Consider the following 22245-nt stretch of genomic DNA (forward strand, 5'->3'; position numbering starts at 1 on the left):
ACCCCGCGCGCCCGGGGGATCGCAGGAATAACCCCGGTGAGCCGGGTATCCGTGCGGTCCAACGTCTCAAGGGGGGAAGCATGTTGGGTATCAAACGCCTCGGCCTGTTGGCCGCGCTGGTACTGGTCGGTGTCGCGCCGGCCGCGGCCGCGCAGGCCGCGGCACAGCCGTCGACGCAGGACACCCAGTACCTGCAGGCGGTACACCAGGTCAACCTGTTCGAGATCACCGCTGGTGACCTCGCCCAGCAGAAGGGCAAGGACCAGGGGGTCAAGGACCTGGGCGCGATGCTGAAGACCGACCACACCCAGCTGGACCAGACGGTGCAGCAGACCGCGTCGCAGCTCGGCGTGGAACTGCCGAACGAGCCCAACGCCGACCAGCAGGCGGTCATCGACAAGCTGAACAACGCCAGCGGCGCGGAGTTCGACCGGCTCTGGGTGACCAGTGAGCTGGCCGGCCACGTCCAGGCCATCCAGGCCACCCAGACGGAGATCTCGCAGGGCTCCGAGCCGTCGGTGGTCCAGTTGGCGCAGACGGCGCTTCCGACGCTGCAGACGCACTACGACGAGTTGGTGGCGCTCGCCAACAAGTTGGGCATCCCGGTTCCGCAGACCAGCGCCAGCGGTACGCCCAGCCCGGGCGGCACCGGCACCGAGTCGCCCGCTCCGGGCGGCGGCACCACCGAGTCGCCGGCTCCGGGCGGCGGCACCGAGTCGCCGGCTCCGGGCGGTGGCTCCACCGAGGTACCGGCTCCCAGCGAGAGCTGACGTAGCCACAGCAGACGGCCGGTCCACCCAGCGGGGTGGGCCGGCCGCCCTGTGCGCGCTACCCGCCGCCGTGGGGCCGGCGCGGGCCCGGTAGCGGCGAGCGGGTCAGTCGGCGCTGGCCAGGCCGATCGCGAACGCCTCCTCCAGGTCGTGCTGGGAGTACGCCCGGAAGGCGATGTGCGACTCGGTGTTGAGCACACCCTCGACCTTGGAGATGCTGCCCGCGATGACCTGGGCGATCTGGTCGAACTCGCGGACCCGGACGATGGCGATGAGGTCGACGTGCCCGGCCACCGAGTAGACCTCGCTGACACCGGGAAGGTTGGCCAGGTTCTCCGCCACCTCGGGGATCGCATCGGTGGCGCAGTCGATCAGCACGATCGCGGTGATCACGGGGCATTTCTCCGTTCGTCGGCGTCGTCGCCCATGCTAGATGTTCCGGCCCGCAACCGGAGGCGGGAGCCGGGCGCGCTCAGCCCTGGGCGGCGCAGGGCACCGTCAGGTCGCTCCCGGCCCGGATCACGTTCTCGAGCCGCTCACCGGTGCGTACTGTCGCGCCCGGCCACACCACAGTGCGGGACACGTCGCCGTCCACCCGCGCGCCAGCGCCGACCACGGACTCCACGCAGCGGCCGGTCACCGTCGCGGACTCCGCGACGAGTGCGCCGCCGGCCGCGGCGTGCAGGTTGGCCGCCAGGTAGTCGACCGGGGTGCCGGTGTCGAAGAACGTGCCCGGATAGGGCACCACCGCCAGGGCGCCCGCCGCCTCCGCCGGCCGCCACACGGCGCGGACCAGGTCCGAGAAGACGACCGGCAGGTCCCGGACCAGACGCCAGGGCAGCAGCGAGAAGCCGGTGAAGCAGTGCCCGGCGAAGGTGCCCGGCGCCGCCGGGTCCGCGGCGGGCTGGCCGAGCAGGCGTACGGTGTGCCCGTCCCAGCCGTCGAGCAGGGCGGCCACGTCCGGGCCCGGGGGAGCGCTCGGGTCGGCGAGGTACGCGTCGGCGTTTCCGACCAGCACCGGCCGCCCGTCGATCCAGTCCCGCAGCCTGGCCACCCCGCCCGCGGTGCCCAGCGGATCGCCCGGCTCCACCGACAGGTGGGCCCGGTCACCGACGTGCTCCACCACCTGCTCGCCGAGGTAGCAGGCGTTCACGGCGACCCGGTCGGGACCGGTCAGGCCGAGGCCGGCCAACCGCCCCAACGCCCGATCCAGCAGGGGTACGTTGCCCACCGGGCAGAGCGCCTTGGGCACCCGTTCGGTCAGGGGACGCAGCCGGGTGCCCTCGCCGGCGGCGAGCACCACCGCGCACAGCTGCGCCGGCACACCGGCCGCGCCGGTCACGGGGTGTCGTCGGGCACCGGTGGCGGGAACTTCCCGGCCAGCGGCCCGATGTCGTAGTAGGCGAGCAGCCGGGCCGTCGGCCAGGTCAGCTTGGGCAGGTCGTCCAGGGGGTGCCAGGCGGCCTCGAAGACCTCCGCCCCGTCGACGGTCAGGTCGGTGCTGGACGCCGGCACGTCGGCCTCGAAGACCATGTCCACCCAGCCCTTGGCGTGCACGATCGCGTTCGGCACCGCCGGGCGCAGCCGGGACGGCGGAAGCCGGATGCCGGACTCCTCGAACAGCTCACGGGCCGCGCCGACCACCGGGGCCTCGCCCCGGTCGAGCAGGCCGGCGGGGAGGGACCACGCCTTGCCGGGCGGCTGGCGCAGCATGAGCAGCCGACCCGCGCCCGTCGCTTCGGAGTCACGGACCAGGGTCACCGCGCCGACGACGTACTTGGGCACCGCCAGCCGGACCAGACGCCGGCGCACCGGCAGCGGCAGCCGGTAGAAGGCCTGGTAGAAGAGGGCCCGACCGGTGGCGCGGGAGCGGGGGATCATGACTCCAGGCTAGTGGTCGCGAATGTCCTTCGGACGCGCTGGGGCCCGTCGGGTCACTGCCGATGGTCGACGAGGTCGATGAGCTGGCGGACCACGGTGTCCGGTTCGATCACCCGGTCGAAGACCGCGACCAGCAGGGTCTCCAGGTCGGGGTAGCCCAACTCCTCGGAGAGGCGCAGCAGCGGCAGGTCACTGGCGAGGCCCCGGTTGTGCTGGCGCAGGGCGAGCCCGATGGTGGCCCGGCCGAGGCGCACCTTGTCGCTGATCGTGATGCCCGGCTCGGTGTGCTCGGCGAACCACCTGTTGATCTGCATCTGCGCGTTCGGCGACTTGACGAAGCTCAGCCACTCCCGGCGGGGGCCCCGCGGCGCCACCCCGGCTTCGAAGCCGTTGTCGCCGTCGTTCTCGGTGAAGATCTCCACCACGTCGCCCTCGTCCAGCTCGGAGCTCAGGGGGGCGAGTCGACCGTTGATGCGGGCGGCGAGGCAGTGGTCGCCCCGCTCGCTGCCCAACTCGTAGGCGAGGTCGACGGGCGTGGCGCCGGCCGGCAGCACGATCTGCCGCCCGTCGGCGAAAACCTGGATCTGCCCCTCGGCGAGGTCGCAGCGCAGCGACTCGTAGAACTGGGCCGGGTCGGCGGCGTCCGGTTCCCAGTCGAGCACCCGGCGCAGCCAGTCCAACTGCTCGGCGCGGGCCGCGGCGCTGCCGTTGCCCGAGCGCGGGAATCGGAAGTCGGCGGCGATGCCGTACTCGGCGGAGCGGTGCATCTCCTCGGTGCGGATCAGCACCTCCACCGTGCGGTCCTGCGGGCCGCAGACGCTCGTGTGCAGCGACCGGTAGAGGTTGTTCTTCGGTGACGCGATGAAGTCCTTGAAACGGCCGGGCACCGGTCGCCAGGTGCCGTGGATCGCGCCGAGCGCGGCGTAGCAGTCGGTGGCCGGGCCGTCGACCACCACCACGATGCGGGGCAGGTCGTACGGGGCGGTGTGGCCGCCGGCGATGGTGTCCTTCCAGATCGAGTAGAGGTGCCGGGGTCGGGGGCTCACCTCGGCGTCGACCCGGCTGCGCCGCAACGCCACCCGGGCCCGGGCGACCACCGAGTCGAGGTACGAGTCCCAACCTGGCCGGTCGTGCACGTGCCGGGCCAGCCGGGCGTGCTCCTCGGGCTCGAGGTGCAGCAGCACCACGTCGTCCAGTTCGCGCTTGAGGGTCTGGATGCCCAGCCGGTCACAGAGCGGGACCAGCACCTCCTGGGTCTTGCGGGCGATCCGTTCCCGCGACGACGCGGAGCGCACCCCGAGGGTGCGCATGTTGTGCAGCCGGTCGGCCAGCTTGATGATCAGCACCCGGACGTCCTTGGCGGCCGCGACGATCATCTTGCGGATCGTCTCCGCCTCGGCGGCCTTGCCGTAGAAGGCCTTGTCGAACTTGGTCACCCCGTCGACCAGGTGGGCCACCTCGCCGCCGAAATCCTCGGAGAGCGCCTGGAGGGTGTAGCGGGTGTCCTCCACGGTGTCGTGCAGCAGCGCCGCGACCAGGGTGGTGGTGTCCATGCCCAGCTCGGCGCAGATCTGCGCCACCGCGAGGGGGTGGGTGATGTAGGGCTCCCCGCTCTTGCGGAACTGCCCGCGGTGCATGTTCTCCGCGATCGTGTAGGCGCGGCGCAGCACCGCGGGGTCGGTGCCGGCGTGGATGCCCCGGTGGGTGCGGACCAGTTGGGTGACCGGGTCGGAATCGGTGGTGGGCCAGCTGAGCAGCGATCGCAGTCGGCGGGCGAGCGGCAGCTCACCCGGCTGTGTCGGCAGGGCGCCCCCCAGGGCGGCGCCGTGTCCGGCGTCGACGTCCACGAGGGACACCTCCTCACCCCGGCTCCGCGTCGCCGGAAGCCGGCGGCGGGAGCAGGCCCACGAATCGGGCAGGACTGCACTTCTCTAACAGCCTAAGCGAGTCGACGTAGTCCGATCGGTCAGTTGGTCATGAGCGTTCGGTCGAGAGTTGGTGGGACGCGCCGCTCTCGGCCTTCGCCAGCAGGTCACGGAACCGGCCCGCACCACTGGCCGGAGAGGACCAACCGGAGGACATCTCGACGAGTCGGGTCTCCGGCCGCTCCAACCAGGACAGGATCCGCTCGGACTCCTCGGCGGTGGCGGCCGGCACCGGACCGTGCCCGCCCGACACCGTCTCGGCGGTGGCCCGGATCGTGGTCAGGGTGGGCCGTGGGTGCACGCCCGGCGGGGACACCCCCGCGCCGGCCAGCCGGCCGTGGCGGATCAGCGCCAACTCCCAGCCGCCCCGGGCGGCCGGCCGGGCCGCGGCCAGCTCCACGATGCCGGTCAGCGCGGCCAGCCGCTGCATCCGCACGGTGGCCCGCAGCACGGCGGCCAGCCGGGACCGCACCACGGCCGCCTCCTCGTAGCGCTGGTCACCGGAGAGCACGTCGATCCGGGCGAGCAGCGCGTCCACCACCGGCTGGGGGTCGCTGGCCGTCGCCGCGCGGAAGGGCGCGGCGGCGCTGTCGTCGTACTCCTCGGGGGTGATCTTGTGCTCGCAGGGTGCCGGGCAGCGACCCAGCTCGGCCAGCGCGCAGGCCGGCGTGACGGTGCGCAGCGAGAGCCGGTGCGTGCACTGGCGCAGCGGCACCGCGTCGTGGAAACCGGCGGCGGCCAGCTCGGCGGCCCGCCGGGAGGTGAACGGCCCGAGGTACGCGGTGTCGGTGGGGGAGAGGTCGCGGACGATCGACAACCGAGGGTACGGACCGTCGGTCAGCTTGAGCCAGACCATGCGTTCCGGGTACTTGGACCGGCGGTTGTACGGCGGGGCGTGGGCGGCGATCAACCGCAGCTCACGGACCTCCGCCTCCAACGAGTGGGCGCACTCCACCGCCTCGACCCGCTCGGCCGCGCCCAGCATCTCGGAGATCCGGGCGCGTTTCTCGCCGGCGGTGAAGTAGCTGCGCACCCGGGTGGCGATGTCGACGGAGGTGCCCACGTAGAGCGGTCGGTCGTCGGCGGCCCGGAAGATGTAGACCCCGGGCACCTTGGGCAGCCCCTCGGCGAGGTGCCGCTTGCGGCGCTGGGTCGGGGTGACCGCGCGGGCGAACTCGATGGCGTCACCGACCGTGTCCACCCGGTGCCCGCCGAGCCGGCCGATCAGCCCGTGCAGCACGTCGACGGTGGCCTTCGCGTCGTCCAGGGCCCGGTGTGTCGGTTGGGTGCTGGTGCGGAAGTAGGCGGCCAGGGTGCCGAGCTTGCGGTTGGGCACCTCGTCGCGGGTCAGCACCCGGCGGGCCAGCGCCGCGGTGTCCAGCACCCGGGGGTTGGGCCAGCGGTAGCCGTGCTTCGCGCAGGCGGCCTTGAGGAAACCCACGTCGTACGGCGCGTTGTGGGCCACCAGCACCGCGTCGTCGATGAACTCCAGGAAGCTCGGCAGCACCTGCTCGATCGGGGGCGCCGGCACCAGCATGGCCTGGGTGATCCCGGTCAGCACCGTGATGAAGGGCGGAATCGGCTGCCCCGGGTTGACCAGTGTCGCCAGCACCCCCAGCTGCTCGCCACCGCGCACCTTCACCGCGCCGATCTCGGTGATGCCGCCGCCGTCCGGCGCGCCGCCGGTGGTCTCCAGGTCGACCACCACGAAGGTCGTCGCGTAGAGCGGCAGGGCCGGGTCCACCCCGCCCACCGCCGGGTCGAGACCGGCAAGTGACTCCTGGACGTACTCCGCCTGTGCCATCGGCGGCACGCTAGCGCCCCGGTGCGACACTCCCGTCGCAGCCGTCCCACCCGTCACCATGGGGCTAGGATGAGAGATCGGCTCACTCACCGGGCGGTGGGCCCGGTCGCGGTGGGAGACTTGCCACATGCCCCTCACCGAGCCGTTCGACGACCACCTCCCGCAGGAGGATCCGGTCGCGCTCGACGGTGTGGGCAACCCGGACGACAACGTAGTCAACGACCCATCCGGCGTACCGGAGTCGACGACGGACGACGGTGCCGCCGCCGAGCCCGAGCCGACCCTGCCCGAGCCGGTCCGGCAACGGATCGTGACGCTGACCGCGGCGGTGCTGCCCACCCTCCCCACCGACGAGGTGCCGGTGCCGTTGCGCCGGGTGGCCAAGTTCGCCCCCAACCGACGCGCCCGGCTCGGCGCGCCGGTCATCGCCGCCCAGCTCACCGCCGACCCGCTGTTCCGGCAGCGGGTCACCGCGCGGGTCCTGGCCGACGCCGGTGACCTCGGCGCGGCAGTGGTCGAGGGCACCGCGCCGGCCGCCGCCGACCCGGTCGAGGTGGCCGCGTTGGCCTACCTGGCCCGACCGCGGGGCTGGCGGGAGCTGATCGACGCCAGCGGGGCGGCCGTGCGCGCCGAGGCGGACAGCGCCGTCGTCGCCGAGCTGGTCCGCGAGGCCGAGCAGCGGGCCACCCGTGCCGAGCACGATCGCGCGGTGGCCCGGGTCGAGGCCGACAAGCTCCGCGACGAACTGGCCCGGGTCCGCGAGGAGCTGGGTCAGCTCCGCGAGGAGTCCCGGCAGCTGGCCCGCACCCTGCGGGAGACCCAGGCCCGCGAACGGAAGGCCACCGAGCTGCTGGCCACCGAACGCGGCCGGGCCGCCCGCGCCAGCGCCGACGTGGACGCCGAACTCCGCCGCGCCCGGGCCCGGCTGGCCGAGGCCGAGGCCGCCGCCGGGGTGGCGCGGGCCAGCGCCAAGGAGGCACGCTCGGTCGACGACGCCCGGCTCTGGCTGCTCCTGGAGACCATCGGCCAGGCCGCCGTCGGGCTGCGCCGGGAGCTGGCGCTCGACCCGGTGGACAAACTCCCCGCCGACTTCGTCGCCGACGCGTTCGCCGAGCAACCGGGCGGCGCCCCGGCCGGCCCGGCCACCCGCGCCCGCGACACCGACGACCCGGCCCGGCTCGACCAACTGCTCGCCCTGCCCCGGGCGCACCTCGTGGTGGACGGCTACAACGTCACCAAGCGCGGCTTCGGTGAGATGTCCCTGGAGCAGCAGCGCAAACGCCTCATCACCGGGCTGGGCGGGATCGCCGCGCAGACCGGCGACGAGGTCACAGTGGTCTTCGACGGCGCCGAGCGGATGCACGGGCTGCCGCCCGCGCCGCGCGGCGTGCGGGTGCTCTTCTCCCGCAAGGGCGAGACCGCCGACGAGCTGATCCGGCGGCTGGTCCGGGCCGAGCCGGCGGGCCGGCCGGTGGTCGTGGTCTCGTCGGACCGCGAGGTCGCCGACGGGGTACGCCGGCACGGGGCGTACCCGTTGGGCGCGGACTCGCTGCTGCGGCGGCTCGCCCGCTCCTGACCTCCCCGCGACACTCTGGTTTCCGTCCGCACATCCGGACTCCAGCGCCGTGATCGACACGAGTTCCATGATGTCGGGGTGTCCGACCGGTGGGGATGGCCCGTGTTTCTTGAACCCGAGTCGATCTTGCTCAATCGATTGTCGGACGGTCCGCTGTCGTACCCGAGGGCTAACGTCGCCGCTGTCGTCGGCGGAGGGAGTCACCATGGCACGGGACGACGTCACGGTCTTCGTCGACCGGGACCTGCGCGGTGCCCGGTTCGACAGGTCGACACTGGCCGGTGCGGTGATGCGCGGCGTTGACGTCGATGGGCTGGACATCGACGCGCCGTGGTTGGCCGACGGCACGTTCCTGATTAACGGCGTCGATGTCGTGCCGTTGGTCGAGGCCGAGCTGAACCGAGGCTTTCCCGGGCGCGACCTCCGGCGGGCCGAGAACCCGGACGACCTCCGGGCGGGGTGGGCCGCGCTCGAACGGGCCTGGGCGGTGGCGGTCGACCGGGCCGCGTCCATGCCCGAGGGTGCTGTCGACGTCTCGATCGACGGGGAGTGGTCGTTCGCGCAGACGCTGCGCCATCTCGCGTTCGCCGCCGACGCCTGGTTGGGAAAGGCAGTCCTGCGCCTGCCACAGCCGTTCCACCCGCTGGGTCAGTGGCACGCCGAGTACGAGACCGACGGCTTCGACATGTCGGTCTTCGCTACCGAGCAGCCGACTTTCGACGCGGTCCTCCAGGTGCGGGCCGAGCGGCAGGCCATGGTGCGCGGGTTCCTGGCGACCGTCACGCCGGAGGTGCTCGCGGAGTCTCGGCCGAGCGCCTGGTGGCCCGAGCACGTCGTGTCCGTCCGGCACTGCCTGCACGTGATCTTCCAGGAGGAGTGGCAGCACCTCCGCTACGCACTGCGTGACCTCGACGCGCAGGGCTGAGACCTCGCCCCCGACGACCGGAGGGCCCTCGGGCAGCTGCCGGTCAGCTGGTCGGTAGTCGCCGGGCCAGCTCACGACGCAGTGCGTCGGTGCCCGGCGTCATCCAGGCGAGCCGGATGACCAACTCATAGGGGCCGCGCCCGGGGGTCGACCACTGCCCGGGTCGCATGGGGGGCCGCGTCCGCTCCGGGTCGAGTGGCGTGACCACCAGCCGGGGGTCCAGGCGGCCTCGGACCTGGGCGCCGGCCATGTTGACCCAGTCGATGCTGAGACTGGTCCCGTTCGGCCCGGTCAGGTGCAACGTCTCCTCGCTCAGCCGCAGCGGCAGCCGAGGCTGACGGCGCAGCTGCCAGTTGGTGGTCAGCGCGACGACAGTGCCGATCATCCCGAACCGCAGCAGCACCTTCCACCACACCTCGTCGAACACCACTGTGTAGAAGGCGAGGAGGGCCGCGGCATCCAGCAGCACGAGGACCTTGGCGAGGCGATGTCGACGGGGCGAGTACCGGAAGTCCACGACGGACGAAGCATCGAGGTCGGCCACCGTCGCTCAGTGCCCGGGTGACCGATCGACCAAACGATGCCGCTCGCTCGACCGGCAGGAGTTCCGTGATGTCGGGCGTTCCGAAAGGGTGGGATACCCCGATATCGCTGATGTGGAGTGGATCTAGCCCTGAAACGGGCGGTCGGACGGGGTTCCTGTCGTACCCGGTGTTCAGTGTCGATGTCACCGACGGTGCTCGGCCGGCGACGACGAGAGTCGCCCCGGTGCCGCGAGCCGATCAGGAGGAGCGATGCTCATCGACTGCGACGGGTGCGCGAAGCGGGCCGACGGCTGTTCCGGCTGCCCGCTGACCGCCCTGTTCGACGAGACGTCCCCGGCGGCCGGGTTGGTCGCCGCCGAGGTCGAGGCCATAGAGGTGCTCGCCCGAGCCGGCTTCGACGTGGAGGTGCTGGCCGCGCCCGCCCGCCCGCCGGCCGCTCGCCGCCGCCCCGCCCGCCGGGTTGCCTGAGCGCGACACCGCGCCCGGAAGCGGACTTATCCCGGGCCATAGGATGAGCGGTCACGGCGGGAGGAGCGGCGCGATGAGTGGGGTACAACGGGTGGTGACGCGGTGACCCCGCGCGGATGGGCGCTGCTGACCCTGGCCGGGCTGACCGTCGCGCTGGTCGTGCTGGCCGCGCTGCTCATCCCGTGGCACCGTCCACCGGCGCCCCGCGCCGACCAGCTCGCCGCACTGGGTGACCTGCCGGCCGAGCAGGTGGCCAAGGGGCGGGAGTTCCGGGCCGCGCTGCGCCCCGGCGGCTACGCCGCGCTCGCCGTCGGGCTGCTGATCGCCCTCGCGCTCGGGTTGACCCCGCTGGGCAGTCGCCTGATCGAGCTGGTGGGCCGGCCGTTCGGTGGGCACTGGGCCGCGCAGGCGGTGCTCGGCGGGCTGGCGGTGATGCTCGTCGCCGACCTCGTGACACTTCCGTTCGCCGCCTGGCGGCAGAGCGTTCTCACCCGCTACGGGTTGAGCACCAACGGCTGGAGCGGCTGGGCTGTCGACCTGCTCAAGTCGTACGCGGTCAGCGCGGTCATCGGCGCGGTGGCGTTGTTCGGCTTCTACGCTGTCATCCGGCTCGCGCCGCGCTGGTGGTGGGCGTTCGGCGCGGCCGGCGCCGCCGTGCTGGTGGTGCTGCTGTCGTTCGTGCTGCCGGTGCTGGTGGAGCCGGTGTTCAACCGGTTCACCCCGATGGAGCAGGGCCCGTTGCGCACCGAGCTGATGAGCATGGCCGCCCGCGACGGGGTGCCGGTGCGGGACGTGCTGGTCGCCGATGCCTCCCGCCGCACCCGGGCGGTCAACGCGTACGTCTCCGGTCTCGGGCCGACCCGCCGGGTGGTCGTGTACGACACGCTGCTGCGTGAGGCGACCCCGGCCGAGGTGACCGCCGTCGTGGCGCACGAGTTGGGGCACGCGAAGGATTCCGACGTGGCGGTCGGCACGCTGACCGGGGCGTTGGGCGCGGCGGCGGCCGTCGTGGCGCTCTACCTGCTCGGCTCGTGGGGTCCACTGCTGCGGCTGGCCGGCGTCGACTCGGTGGCCCAACCTGTCGCGTTTCCGCTGCTGGTCGCCCTGGTCACAGTGGCCGGGCTGGTCGCCGCTCCGGTGCAGGCGTTGATGTCCCGTCGGGTGGAGGCGCGGGCCGACGCGCACGCGCTCGCGCTCACCAACGACCCGGAGTCCTTCGAGTCGATGCAGCGCCGGCTCGGCTCGGTCAACCTCGGCGACCCCGATCCGCCCCGCTGGGAATACCTCTACTCCGCCTCGCATCCGTCCACCGTGGAGCGGATGGCCGCCGCCCGCGCGTACGCCCGGGAGGCTGGCCGATGAGTCGCACCCTGCTGATCACCAACGACTTCCCGCCCCGCCCGGGTGGGATCCAGTCCTTTGTGCACAACCTCGCGGTCCGGCAACCGGCCGGCTCGGTGGTCGTCTACGCGTCGAGCTGGCGCGGGGCCGCGAAGTTCGACGCCGACCAGCCGTTCGAGGTGATCCGGGAGCGCACCCGGGTCCTGCTGCCCACCCCGTTGGTCGCCCGCCGGGCGGCCCGGTTGGCCCGCGCGTACGACTGCGACACGGTGTGGTTCGGCGCGGCGGCCCCGCTGGGGCTGCTCGCGGCCGGCCTGCGGCGACGGGCCGGCATCCAGCGGGTGGTGGCGCAGACCCACGGCCACGAGGTCGGTTGGGCGGCGGTGCCGGCCGCCCGGCCGGCGCTGCGGCGCATCGGTCGGGGTGTGGATGTGACCACCTATCTCGGCGAGTACACCCGTAGCCGGTTGGCCCGGGTGCTGGACGGGGTAACCGACCTGCGTCGCCTCGCGCCCGGGGTCGACGTGGACATGTACCACCCGACCGTGGACGGTGAACAGGTTCGGGCGCGGCTCGGGTTGACCGACCGGCCGGTGGTCGTCTGCGTGTCCCGGCTGGTGCCGCGCAAGGGTCAGGACACGCTGATCCGGGCCCTACCGGAGATCCGCCGCCGGGTGCCCGACGCGGCGCTGCTGATCGTCGGTGGCGGGCCGTACCGGGCGACCCTGGAGAAGCTGGCCCGCCAGACCGGTGTGGAACGGGATGTGGTGTTCACCGGCACGGTGCCGTCGGTGGAGCTGCCGGCGCACTACGCGGCCGGTGACGTCTACGCGATGCCGTGCCGCACCCGCAACCGTGGCCTCGACGTCGAAGGGCTGGGCATCGTCTACCTGGAGGCGTCCGCCACCGGCCTGCCGGTGGTCGCCGGTGACTCCGGAGGCGCACCGGACGCGGTCCGTGAGGGGGAGACCGGCTACGTCGTACGCGGCCGGGACGTCGGCCAGCTCGCCGACCGGGTCGCCGCGCTGCTCGCCGACCGGGACCTGGCTCGCCAACTGGGCGCGGCGGGCCGGGCCTGGGTGGAACGGGAGTGGCGCTGGGAGGCGCAGGCGGACCGCATGGCGGCGTTGCTCGCCGGCTGACCGCTGCGCGCGTTCAGCGCTCCCGCGCGGGGGCGTAGCGGGGCACGTACTCCTGGCCGGTGAGTTGCTGGATCGCCGCCATCACCTCGTCGGTGACCGTCCGGATGTCGCGCGGGCCGTTGATCCGTCCGGCGACCGGGATCGGCGGGCCGAACCGCAGGGTGACCGGGTGTCGGCGGGGCAGTCGGGCGTCGACGGGCAGCACCTCGGCGGTGCCGGTCACGCCGACCGGGATGATCGGCACCTCGGCGTCGCGGGCCAGTCGGGTCATTCCGACGCGGCCCCGGTAGAGCCGCCCGTCCGGTGAGCGGGTGCCCTCCGGGTAGACGGCGACCAGGCCGCCGGCGCGCAGCACCGGGACGGCGGCGTCCAGGGCGCGCAGGGCGGCCCGGCCGTCGGTGCGGTCGACCGGGATGGCGCCCATGCCGGCGACGATCCGCCGGTTGAGCCAGCCGCCCGGCCCCCGGCCGTTGAAGTACTCGACCTTCGCCCAGAAGGTGACGTGGCGGGGCGTCGAGGTGACCAGGAACAACTCGTCGGCGACGGACAGGTGGTTGCCGGCGAGGATCGCGCCGCCGTGCCGGGGCAGATGCTCGAGCCCTTCCACCCGGGGCCGCCAGCCCAGCCGCAGCGTGGTGCCGACGGTCAGCTTGGTGAGGTCGTACAGCAGGGGCACGGGTTCTCCGGGTTCGGTTAGGTGGGGGGCGGGCCGAGATGGGCGTCGAGCGCGGCGCGCAGCAGGGCGTCGTCGTTGGTGGCGCCGGTGGCCAGCGGCAGGCTGCCCCAGGCCCAGAGCTGGGCGATGCCGTGCAGGTTGGCCCAGAGTGCGCCGGCGAGCACCGCCGCAGGGGCGTCGGTGGGCCGGCGCACCTGCGCCACCAGGTCGGCCAGCACGGCGAACAGCGGCAGGCTCGTCTCCCGCAGCCGCAGCCGGCCGCTGTCCAGCAGGTCGTGCCGGAACATCAGCTCGAACATGCCGCGGTGGGCCGCCGCGAAGTCCAGGTACGTCCGGGCCAGGGCGGTCAATCGGGTACGCGGGTCCGGCCCGACGTCGCGCATCGTCTGCTCGACCCGGGCGGTGAGGTCGGCGAAGCCCTCCCGGGCGATGGCGGAGAGCAGGTCGACGTGGGTGGGGAAGTAGCGGCGCGGTGCGCCGTGCGAGACCCCGGCACGGCGGGCGATCTCCCGCAGCGACACCGCCGACTGGCCCTCGCTGAGCACCAGGTCGACCCCGGCGGCCACCAGGCGCGCGCGCAGCCCTTGCTCGTCGGCGTCCATAGACACTGTCTACCATGCCGCGTAGACAGTGTCTACCTCGGCGGTGGGTTGGCTCTCAAGCAGGCGTGTCCCGGTGACCTGCCGATGCCTTTCCGGGATCAGCGTGATGTCTTGGGTCCTCAAGATGACCCACAGACATCACCCTCAACGGAGTATCCGGCCCTGCGCTGTCCGCTCGACCCCACGGCTGCTCCACTGCGGGTTTCGTGACGTCGGGGTGAGCCGCGGTTGGGGGAGTGGGCGGGAACGGTTGGGGCGTGGGCGGGCCCGAGGTTCAGCGGATGCGGGCCAGGATGCGGTCGGCGGGGGCCGGGCGGCCGAAGTGCCAGCCCTGGGCGGCGTCGCAGCCGATCGCGCGCAACCGCTCGGCCTGCCCGGCGGTCTCCACCCCTTCGGCGGTGACGGTCAGGTCCAGCGCGTGCGCCAGCGAGACCAGCGAGGCGAGGATCCGCTCGTCGGTGCGGCCGACGGAGGACGACCGTAGGCCGGCCACGAACTCGCCGGCCACCTTCAGTTCGGTGACCGGCAGGTCCCGCAGGTACGCCAGGTTGCTGTAGCCGGTGCCGAAGTCGTCGATGGCGATGCGTACCCCGAGGTCGGCAAGGACCCGCAGGGCGCGTACCGGCTCCTCGGCGGTGCTCATCATCGTGCTCTCGGTGATCTCCAGTTGGAGCCGTTCCGGGGGGAGGCCGGTCTGTCGCAGGAGGGTGCGGACCTCCTGCACCAACCCCGGCCGGTGCACCTGCCGTACCGCCAGGTTGACGCTGACGAACGGCGCGGCGGCACCCCCGGCCGACCACGCCTCGGCCTCGCGGCACGCCTCGGCCAGCACCCACCCGCCCAACTGGACGATCAGGCCGGTCTCCTCGGCCAACCCGATGAAGCTGTCCGGGCGCAGCACCCCCAGCTCGGGGTGTCGCCAGCGGACCAGCGCCTCCACGCCGACGAGGCTGCCGTCGCGCAGTGAGGTCAACGGCTGGTAGTCGAGGTAGAACTCGCCCCGCTCCAAGGCCGCCGGGATGGCCGCGGAGAGCGCGTACCGGGCCAGTTCCCGTTGGTTGCGCTCGGCGTCGTAGAGGGCCCAGCGCGCCCCACCGGCGGACTTCGCCCAGTGCAGGGTGCTGTCGGCGGCGCGCATGAGGTCCGTGGGGTTGGCGCCGGCCACCTGGCGCTCGACGATGCCGATGCTCGCCGAGATCTGCAGCTCGTGCCCGTCCACCAGCGCCGGTGTGCGCACTGCGGCGAGCGCGGCCTCGGCCACCGCGACCATGTCGTCGGTGCCGGCGGTGCGTTCCACCAGGATGACGAACTCGTCGCCGCCGAGCCGGGCCACCAGGTGCTCACCGATGGCCTTGCTCAGCCGCTCCGCCACCGTGGCCAGCAGCAGGTCACCGATCTGGTGCCCCAGGGTGTCGTTGACGACCTTGAACCGGTCCAGGTCCAGGAAGCACACCCCGACCCGCTGCGCGCCCCGGCCCGGCTCGTTGATCGCGGCGGCGAGCCGTTCGGTGAACAGCGTCCGGTTGGGCAGGCCGGTGAGCGGGTCGTGGGTGGCCTGATGGCGGAACCGGGCCTCGCTGGCCCGCAGCGCACGCTCGGCCTGGGTGCGGGCCCGCATCGCGGCGCGGCGGATCGACTCCTGCTCGTCGAGCGTCCGGTCGCGCAGCGCGCGGGCGTAGCCGGTCGCCACGGCCGCCAGCAGCCGGGCCATCCGGTCCTCGACGTCCTCGGCCACCAACCCCAGGTCGCGCACCAGGCGGAGCTGGATGACCTCGACGGTACGGCCCAGCCCTTCGGCGGACGCGATGTGCGCGGCCACCAACTCGGCGCCGACCCGGTGCCCGGCCCGCAGGTCGAACGGCTCGGTCAGCAGCGCGCCGGCCAGTTCCCCGGTGAGCCGGTCCAGCAGGGACTCCAACTGGGCCTGGGTCATCGGGAGGTAGCTGGTGCCGGAGACCGCCTTCGCCCAGGCCCGGGCGAACGTGCCCGGACCGGGCGTCGCCCCCGGCGACTCAGCCACCGAGGCGCCCGACGCCGCCCATGAAGACCGCACGCTCGGCGTCCTCCGCGCTCTCCGGGGTGTCCGGTCGCCACTGGGGCACCCAGACCACGCCGGGGTCGAGCAGCTCGAAACCGTCGAAGAGCGCGGTCAGCTCGGCGCGGCTGCGCACCCACAGCGGGCTGTCGGTGCGCCGGTAGACCCGTTCCGCCTCGGCGCGTTCGTCCTCGCTGCGCCCGTCGTCGCTGGCCTGCGACAACACCAGGTAGCTGCCGGGCGCCAACGCGTCGCGCAGCGTCCGCAGCAGGTCGGCCGGTCCGTCGTCGTCGGAGACGAAGTGCAGGACGGCCACGACCATCACGGCCACCGGTTGGCTCAGGTCGAGCAGCTTGCGGACGTCCGGGTGGGCCAGGATCGCCTCCGGGTGGCGCAGGTCCTCCTGCACCACGGTGGCCTGCTCGTTGCCGGCGAGGATCTCACGGCTGTGCGCCACGGCCACCGGGTCGACGTCCACATAGACCACTCGCGACCGCGGGTCGAGTTGCTGGGCGATCTCGTGCACGTTGCCGACGGTCGGGATGCCCGAGCCGATGTCCAGGAACTGCCGGATCCCGGCCTCCGCGAGATGGTGCACGGCCCGGCGCAGGAACGCCCGGTTGGCCTGGGCCATCAGCGGCGCCTCCGGCACCGCGGCGACCATCGCCTGCGCTGCGGCCCGGTCAGCGGCGAAGTTGTGCGAGCCACCGAGGTAGTAGTCGTACATCCGCGCGACGCTCGGGCGCTCGATGTCGATGGTGTCGGGTGCCCAGTCCGGCCGCTGCATGCGTTTCACCCCTCGAATCCGCGACGCGGGCGTCGTCGCCCGCGCGGGTATTGTGCACCCGCCATGCACGCCAGACCATAGCGCGCCAGAGGTTGCCCGCCGACGTCGGTCGATGCGCGACGGCCCGCGCCGGCTGAGAAGCTGGCGCGGACCGTCGGTCGCGACGTCCCGCTCGACGAGCGGGCGGCAGGTCAGAACTTGGGCGCGTCCGGTGCCTCGAGCAGGCCGAGCCGGAGTGCGGTCATGAGGGCCTGAGCGCGGTTGGCCGCGCCGAGCTTCTCGTAGAGCTTCGAGATGTGCGTCTTCGCCGTGGACTCGCTGACGAACAGCTGCTTGGCGATGCCCGCCACGCTCATCCCGTCGGCGAGCAGCCGCAGCACCTGCCCCTCCCGGGGAGACAACTGCGGGCCGGACGGTGCGAGCCGGCGCTTCATCGCCTCGGCCAGGTCGGCCGCGGTGAACGCGCTGGGGGAGGAGGCGGCGTGCCGGGCGGCGGCCACCACCTCGTCGGCCGGGGCGGTCTTCGGCACGAAGGCGCTCGCGCCGGCCTCCAGGGCGCCGAAGAGCTGATCGTCGCCGGCGTACATGGTCAGCACCACGATGCCCATCGACGCGCTGGACTTGCGCAGCGCGCGGGTGGCCTCCAGGCCACTGCCGTCGGGCAGCCGCAGATCCATGATCACCACGTCCGGCTGCAAGGCGCCGGCCTGACGTACTCCTTCTGCCGCCGTGGCCGCCTCACCGACAACCTCGAACTGGCGGTCGCGCTCGAAGGCGTGCCGCAAACCCTTGCGAATCAGGTCATGATCGTCGACAAGGAGGACCTTGGTACGGGTGGCCGGTATCGGACTTGTGGTCATCCTCGGGTTACTCCCCTTCTGGTGCTGCGCTGCCGCGCACGTTATCGCGCCGGGCCGAGGTGCCGAGAACCACCGCCACGGTCGTGCCGCTGGGTTGCCGCGGCCTGATCTCCAACCGGCCCCGGATACGTTCCGCCCTCTCGGCCATGATCGCAAGACCGTACCGCCCGTCGGGGCGCTGGTCAGCCATCCCCTGACCGTCATCCGACACTTCTATTTGCGCGTACGGGGGGTCGACCTCACAGGTGACCCACAAATTCGACGCCCCGGCATGCTTGCGCGCGTTGGTCACCGCCTCCTGCGCGATGCGCAGCAGCTCGGCCTCGGTGGCGGCCGGGAGCCGGGCGGTGGACTCGTCCAGCGAGAGGTGCACGCGCAGCCCGCCGGACGCGCCGACGGTTCGCGCGTACTCCGCGATGGCCGCTGCCAACCCGCCCTGCCGGTCCACCTCGCTGCGCAGCTCGAAGAGGCTCAGCCGCAGTTCCTGGATCACCCGGGTCACCTCGCCGCGCAGCATCCGCAGGGACTCGGCGGTCTCGTCGGCGTCGTCGAAGACGGTGGCCAGGGCGTTGTCGATGCCGTAGCCGACCATCACCAGCTCCTGCGCCACCCCGTCGTGGATCTCCCGGGCCAGCCGCTGCCGCTCCTCGTTGGTGGCCAGCGAGCGCACCTCGTCGAAGAGCAGCGCCGCCTCCAGCCGCAGCGCGGCCGGGCGGGTCAGCGCGGTCACCCGGGACACCACCGGCGGCGGGTACGCCTGCGCGGCGTCGGCCTCCAGCACCACCAGCCCCACCGTGCGCACCCCGGCGACCAGCGGAATGATCAACGCGGACACGTCGCCGCCACGGTGCGAGCGGGACTGGGACCGGGCGGCGGTGGTGGCCTGCTGGGTGGCCCAGGCGTCGGCGATCGCCGAGTCGGCGTCCAGCGTCGTCTCCCAGTCCACCCGGTCGACGCCGGCCTGGGCGAGCACCACGAGCCGACCGCCGCCGCTGGCCGACAGCACCGCGCCCCGGTCCGCGCGGGCCACCGTCCGCAACTCCTCCAGCAGGTGCTCCGAGATCCCACCCGGGTCCAGGGTCGCCCCGGGCAGTTGCCGGGCCACCGTCCGCAGCTGGGTCAGCAGCCGGGTGGCCTCGGCGTACGGCTGGGGTTTGCCCTCGCCGCGGACCGCCATCACCCGGTGCAGCGTGCCGGCGGCGTAGAGCCCCAGCACCGCCAGGATCAGCCACTGCGCGCAGACCGCGAGGTAACCGGGCTGGCCGAGCTGAGAGCCACCGTCGACGCTGGTCAGCGCGCCGCTGACCAGCAGGGTGACGGCGGTGACCACGAGCAGGGCGGCGCCCTCGCGGAAGCGGCGGCGCAGCGCGGTGACGGTCACCGGGACGGCCAGGTAGGGCAGCACCGCCGACGCGCCCAGGCCGTCGACAGTGCCGCCGATGGACGCCACCGCGGCGACGTGGCTCGCGGCCAGCCCCAGCACCACCACCTCCGCCACCCGGCTCACCGGGCCGACCAGCCGGTGCTGCGGTGCCAGCAGCGACGGCAGCCCGGCCACCGCCAGCAACACGATCCACCAGAGCTGGGCGACGTCGCGGGTGGCGAACAGGGTCAGGACGGCGATCAGCGCCAGCATCACCAGGCGGGCGGCCGCGGCGAGGGGATGCGGGTGCGGTGCGGTGACTGTGGATGCGGGCACGTGACGGATGGTAGTCAGCCTCGGTAGATATCGGCGATCTCCGCCGCGTACGTCTTGTGGACAACCTGGCGCTTGACCTTGAGCGACGGGGTCAGCTCGCCGGTCGTCTCCGTGAAGTCCTGGGGCAGGACCCGGAACACCTTGATCGCTTCGGCCTTCGACACGGCCTGGTTGGCGACGTCGATCGCGGTCTGGATCTCCTTACGGAGCCCCTCGTGCTCGCGCAGCTGCTCGACGGGGGTGTCGCGGGGCATCCCGGTGCTCTCCAGCCAGGCCGGCAGCGCCTCCTCGTCGATGGTGACGAGCGCCGCGATGAACGGCTTCCCGTCGCCCACCACGACACACTGGCTGATCAACGGGTGCGCCCGAACCAGGTCCTCCAGCACCGCCGGGGCGACGTTCTTGCCGCCAGCGGTGACGATCAGCTCCTTCTTGCGGCCGGTGATGCTCAGGTAGCCGTCGGAGTCGAGCTGGCCCAGGTCGCCGGTGCGGAACCAGCCGTCGGCACTGATCGTCTCGGCGGTCGCCGTCTCGTTGCGCCAGTAGCCCTGGAAGATCAACTCGCCGGAGATCAGGATCTCGCCGTCATCCTCGATCCGCACTGTCACGCCGGGCAGGGGGCGGCCGACAGTGCCGATCCGGGTGCCGGTGGGCAGGTTCGCGGCGGCGGCGGGCGAGGTCTCGGTGAGGCCGTAGCCCTCCAGGACCGTCACGCCGATACCGCGGAAGAAGTGGCCGAGCCGGGCGCCGAGTGGCGCGCCGCCGGAGATCGCGTCCCGGCACCGTCCGCCGAGCGCGGCGCGCAGCTTGCGGTAGACCAGCTGGTCGAAGACCACGTGCTGGGCGCGCAGCGCCAGGCCGGGTCCGCCCGGGGTCTCCAGCGCCTCGCTGTACGCGATGGCGACCTGCTCGGCGCGGGCGAAGATGCCACCCTTGCCGTCCGCCTCGGCCTTCTGCTTGGCGGCGTTGTAGACCTTCTCGAACACCCGGGGTACGGAGAGCACGAAGGTCGGCCGGAACGCCTGCAGCTCGGCGACCAGGTTCTTGGTGTCGGCGCAGTGCGCCATGGTGGCCCGCGCCTGCACGACGCCGATCTGGATGAGGCGGGCGAACGCGTGCGCCAGAGGAAGGAAGAGCAGGGTGCTCGCGCCGGTGTTGAACAGGTTCGGCAGCACCGGCACCGCGTTGGCGATGTCGGCGTACATGTTGCGGTGGCTGAGCACGCAGCCCTTGGGGCGGCCGGTGGTGCCGCTGGTGTAGATGATCGTCGCCAGGTCGTCGGCGCGTACGGTCCTGCGCCGCCGCTCGACCTCGGCCAGCTCGACAGCGGCGCCGGTGGTGACCAGCTCGTCGACCCCGCCGGTGTCGATCTGCCAGACCTGGCCCAGCTCGGGCAGCCGGTGCCGGACCCCGGCGACCAGGGCGGCGTGCGCCTCGGTCTCGACCACGACGGCGACCGCGTTGGAGTCCTCGAGGATCCACGCGGCCTGCTCGGCGCTGGACGTCTCGTAGATCGGCACGGTCACCGCGCCGACGGCCCAGATGGCGTAGTCCAGCAGGGTCCACTCGTAGCGGGTGCGGCTCATCAGCCCGACCCGGACGCCTGGCTCGATGCCGGCGGCGATCAGCCCGCGGGCCACGGCGGTGACCTCGTCGCGGAACTGGAGGCAGGTCACCTCGGTCCAGGCGGTGACGGTGCCGTCGGCGCTCGGGACCGGGCGGGCGAACTGGACGGTGTCGGGCGCGACGTCGGCGTTGTCCCAGACCGGATCGGTGAGGTTGGCCGCGTCGCCAACGGTGACGATCGGCGGGACGGAGAACTCGCGCACCTGCACTCCTTCGTGCTCGCACTGGTCGGGCTGGTCGTCGCCGGGGGCGTCGGTTGTGTCGAAACCTACCCGGCGGGCGGTCGGGGTGGCACAGGCAGGAGGCGGGTAGCCTCCCCACATGGCGGACTCCTCCACCCAGTCGATCATCATCGGCGCCGCACCGGATCGGGTGACGGCGGTCATCTGCGACTTCGCGCGCTACCCGGAGTGGACCGACGCGGTGCGTCGCGCCGAGGTCGTCGAGGAGTACGAGGACGGGTACGCCAGTCAGGTGCATTTCACCATCGACGCCGGGGTGATGGCCGACGAATACGTGCTCGCCTACGAGTACGCCGAGGACCTGTCCCGGATCGAGTGGCACCTGGTCGCCCCCTCGAAGATGCAGAAGGCCCAGCACGGTTCGTACGACCTGGTGGGTAACCCGGACGGCAGCACCACGGTGACCTACACGCTGGAGGTCGAGCTGTCGGTCGGAATGCTCGGGATGTTTCGGCGCAAAGCCGAAAAGATGATCATGGACACCGCGTTGAAGCAGCTCAAGCGCCGGGTAGAAGCAACCGGTGCGGCGCAGTGACGTGTCCGGTGGCACGGTAGAGGAGCCGACGGTGGGCGGAACGGATCCGGGTTCGGCCCGGGAAGAGGCGGAGCGGCTGGTCGCCACCCTGCTGGCGGGGGCACGACTGGCCTCCGCCGGCTCGGCGGGCGGCGCGTTCGGCTCGCTGGGTGCGATGGTGTCCGGTGTCCTCGGTCACAGCGCGGGGCCCGACGGGCGCTCCGGCGCCGGTGGTGCTTTCGCCACCGGTTCGGCCGAATGCTGCGTCTGCCCGGTCTGTCGGGGCATAGCCGCGTTGCGGGACCCGAGTCCGGATTTCGCCGAACGCCTCGCCACCGGCGCCGGTGACCTCGCCGCGGGCGTGGCCAGCCTGCTCCGCGCGTTCTCCCCGGCGGAACCGTCCGAACCGAGCCCCACCGGGCCGGCCGCCGAACCGACCGCCGCGCCGTCGCCGGCACCCGCCGCGACCACCGACGACGTGCCCGCCGAGCCACCCCCGAGCACCCCGTCCCCGGGGGCCGGCGACGACCACGTGTGGCGCGATGCCACCCGTACCGGGCATGATTCTCAGCCGGCGCCGGAGCGGGATGTCTGGTCGGTCGCCACCCGGACGGCGGACCCACTCGCCCCGGCCGCCGTACCACCCGTCGACGAGGCCGGGTCGGCGACCGTACCGGCACCGACCACCCGTCCCGTGGTGCCCGCCTCGCGGGTGCCCGACGACGCCGACGCGGAAGCATCGGGCGACGGCGCCTGAGCGCGGGACATTTTCCGACCCGGACCGGCACTGGGCCGGAACCTGGGCCGGACAGCACAGCAGAGGGGGG

The 22245-nt window shown here is 72.9% G+C and carries 21 protein-coding genes; 8 read left to right on the forward strand and 13 right to left on the reverse strand.

The window, feature by feature from the left end; genetic code table 11:
* Positions 1-80 precede the first annotated feature (80 nt).
* Complete coding sequence (locus QCZ28_RS20210) at positions 81-770, forward strand: DUF4142 domain-containing protein (protein ID WP_279518121.1); 690 nt, start codon at positions 81-83, stop codon at positions 768-770.
* A gap of 105 nt (positions 771-875) precedes the next feature.
* Here QCZ28_RS20210 and QCZ28_RS20215 read toward each other — a convergent pair whose 3' ends face one another.
* From QCZ28_RS20215 to QCZ28_RS20235, 5 genes are all read right to left on the reverse strand, one after another.
* Entirely contained in the window at positions 876-1163 is a 288-nt protein-coding gene (locus QCZ28_RS20215; RefSeq protein ID WP_238680081.1) for an Lrp/AsnC ligand binding domain-containing protein, read from the reverse strand.
* 79 nt (positions 1164-1242) lie between these two features.
* Positions 1243-2112, reverse strand: a complete 870-nt coding sequence (locus QCZ28_RS20220) for a sugar phosphate nucleotidyltransferase (RefSeq protein ID WP_279518122.1) — start codon at positions 2110-2112, stop codon at positions 1243-1245.
* Positions 2109-2651, reverse strand: coding sequence for an NUDIX domain-containing protein (locus QCZ28_RS20225; protein WP_030337736.1), 543 nt, complete (start codon positions 2649-2651; stop codon positions 2109-2111). The genes QCZ28_RS20220 and QCZ28_RS20225 overlap by 4 nt, the downstream gene beginning before the upstream one ends.
* A gap of 53 nt (positions 2652-2704) precedes the next feature.
* Positions 2705-4498, reverse strand: a complete 1794-nt coding sequence (locus QCZ28_RS20230; RefSeq protein WP_279518205.1) for a RelA/SpoT family protein — start codon at positions 4496-4498, stop codon at positions 2705-2707.
* 127 nt (positions 4499-4625) lie between these two features.
* Complete coding sequence (locus tag QCZ28_RS20235) at positions 4626-6380, reverse strand: DEDD exonuclease domain-containing protein (RefSeq protein WP_279518123.1); 1755 nt, start codon at positions 6378-6380, stop codon at positions 4626-4628.
* A 127-nt stretch (positions 6381-6507) separates the two neighbouring features.
* On the opposite strand from QCZ28_RS20235, the gene QCZ28_RS20240 reads away from it, so the two are divergent.
* Together QCZ28_RS20240 and QCZ28_RS20245 are read left to right on the forward strand one after the other, a co-directional pair.
* Positions 6508-7956 carry an NYN domain-containing protein gene (locus QCZ28_RS20240; protein ID WP_279518124.1) on the forward strand — a complete coding sequence of 483 codons (1449 nt, stop codon included), beginning with the start codon at positions 6508-6510 and terminating at the stop codon, positions 7954-7956.
* 205 nt (positions 7957-8161) lie between these two features.
* On the forward strand, positions 8162-8881 hold the full coding sequence (locus tag QCZ28_RS20245) for a DinB family protein (RefSeq protein WP_279518125.1): 720 nt from the start codon (positions 8162-8164) through the stop codon (positions 8879-8881).
* Positions 8882-8924: 43 nt separating this feature from the next.
* Here QCZ28_RS20245 and QCZ28_RS20250 read toward each other — a convergent pair whose 3' ends face one another.
* A complete protein-coding gene (locus tag QCZ28_RS20250) occupies positions 8925-9425 on the reverse strand; it encodes a hypothetical protein (RefSeq protein ID WP_279518126.1) in 501 nt (166 codons plus the stop codon).
* Between the two features lie 250 nt (positions 9426-9675).
* Between QCZ28_RS20250 and QCZ28_RS20255 the strand changes: the two genes are divergently transcribed.
* The 3 genes from QCZ28_RS20255 to QCZ28_RS20265 all read left to right on the forward strand — a co-directional run bounded on the left by QCZ28_RS20255 (position 9676) and on the right by QCZ28_RS20265 (position 12377).
* A complete protein-coding gene (locus QCZ28_RS20255; protein WP_279518127.1) occupies positions 9676-9894 on the forward strand; it encodes a hypothetical protein in 219 nt (72 codons plus the stop codon).
* A 102-nt stretch (positions 9895-9996) separates the two neighbouring features.
* The gene (locus QCZ28_RS20260) at positions 9997-11256 is read left to right on the forward strand and encodes a M48 family metallopeptidase (RefSeq protein ID WP_279518128.1); all 1260 of its coding nucleotides are present in this window, start codon (positions 9997-9999) and stop codon (positions 11254-11256) included.
* Positions 11253-12377, forward strand: coding sequence for a glycosyltransferase family 4 protein (locus tag QCZ28_RS20265; RefSeq protein WP_030337728.1), 1125 nt, complete (start codon positions 11253-11255; stop codon positions 12375-12377). Before QCZ28_RS20260 ends, QCZ28_RS20265 begins: the two co-directional genes overlap by 4 nt.
* A 13-nt stretch (positions 12378-12390) precedes the next feature.
* On the opposite strand, the gene QCZ28_RS20270 is transcribed toward QCZ28_RS20265, so the two are convergent.
* The 7 genes from QCZ28_RS20270 to QCZ28_RS20300 form a co-directional block, all read right to left on the reverse strand.
* Positions 12391-13053: a lysophospholipid acyltransferase family protein gene (locus QCZ28_RS20270; RefSeq protein WP_279518129.1), complete on the reverse strand. Its 663-nt coding sequence runs from the start codon at positions 13051-13053 to the stop codon at positions 12391-12393.
* 17 nt (positions 13054-13070) lie between these two features.
* Entirely contained in the window at positions 13071-13655 is a 585-nt protein-coding gene (locus tag QCZ28_RS20275) for a TetR/AcrR family transcriptional regulator (RefSeq protein WP_279518130.1), read from the reverse strand.
* 274 nt (positions 13656-13929) lie between these two features.
* Entirely contained in the window at positions 13930-15588 is a 1659-nt protein-coding gene (locus QCZ28_RS20280; RefSeq protein WP_279518206.1) for a bifunctional diguanylate cyclase/phosphodiesterase, read from the reverse strand.
* Between the two features lie 79 nt (positions 15589-15667).
* Positions 15668-16477, reverse strand: coding sequence for an SAM-dependent methyltransferase (locus QCZ28_RS20285; protein ID WP_279518131.1), 810 nt, complete (start codon positions 16475-16477; stop codon positions 15668-15670).
* Between the two features lie 191 nt (positions 16478-16668).
* Complete coding sequence (locus QCZ28_RS20290; protein WP_030337723.1) at positions 16669-17337, reverse strand: response regulator transcription factor; 669 nt, start codon at positions 17335-17337, stop codon at positions 16669-16671.
* A 7-nt stretch (positions 17338-17344) separates the two neighbouring features.
* Positions 17345-19036: a GAF domain-containing sensor histidine kinase gene (locus QCZ28_RS20295; RefSeq protein WP_279518132.1), complete on the reverse strand. Its 1692-nt coding sequence runs from the start codon at positions 19034-19036 to the stop codon at positions 17345-17347.
* Positions 19037-19050: 14 nt separating this feature from the next.
* Positions 19051-20865, reverse strand: a complete 1815-nt coding sequence (locus tag QCZ28_RS20300) for an AMP-dependent synthetase/ligase (protein ID WP_279518133.1) — start codon at positions 20863-20865, stop codon at positions 19051-19053.
* Between the two features lie 118 nt (positions 20866-20983).
* Between QCZ28_RS20300 and QCZ28_RS20305 the strand changes: the two genes are divergently transcribed.
* Both QCZ28_RS20305 and QCZ28_RS20310 read left to right on the forward strand, forming a co-directional pair.
* The gene (locus QCZ28_RS20305; RefSeq protein ID WP_030337720.1) at positions 20984-21439 is read left to right on the forward strand and encodes an SRPBCC family protein; all 456 of its coding nucleotides are present in this window, start codon (positions 20984-20986) and stop codon (positions 21437-21439) included.
* 31 nt (positions 21440-21470) lie between these two features.
* Entirely contained in the window at positions 21471-22175 is a 705-nt protein-coding gene (locus QCZ28_RS20310) for a hypothetical protein (RefSeq protein ID WP_279518134.1), read from the forward strand.
* Positions 22176-22245 lie beyond the last annotated feature (70 nt).

The organism is Micromonospora sp. DH14 (assembly GCF_029809455.1).
Classification (GTDB): domain Bacteria; phylum Actinomycetota; class Actinomycetes; order Mycobacteriales; family Micromonosporaceae; genus Micromonospora; species Micromonospora parva.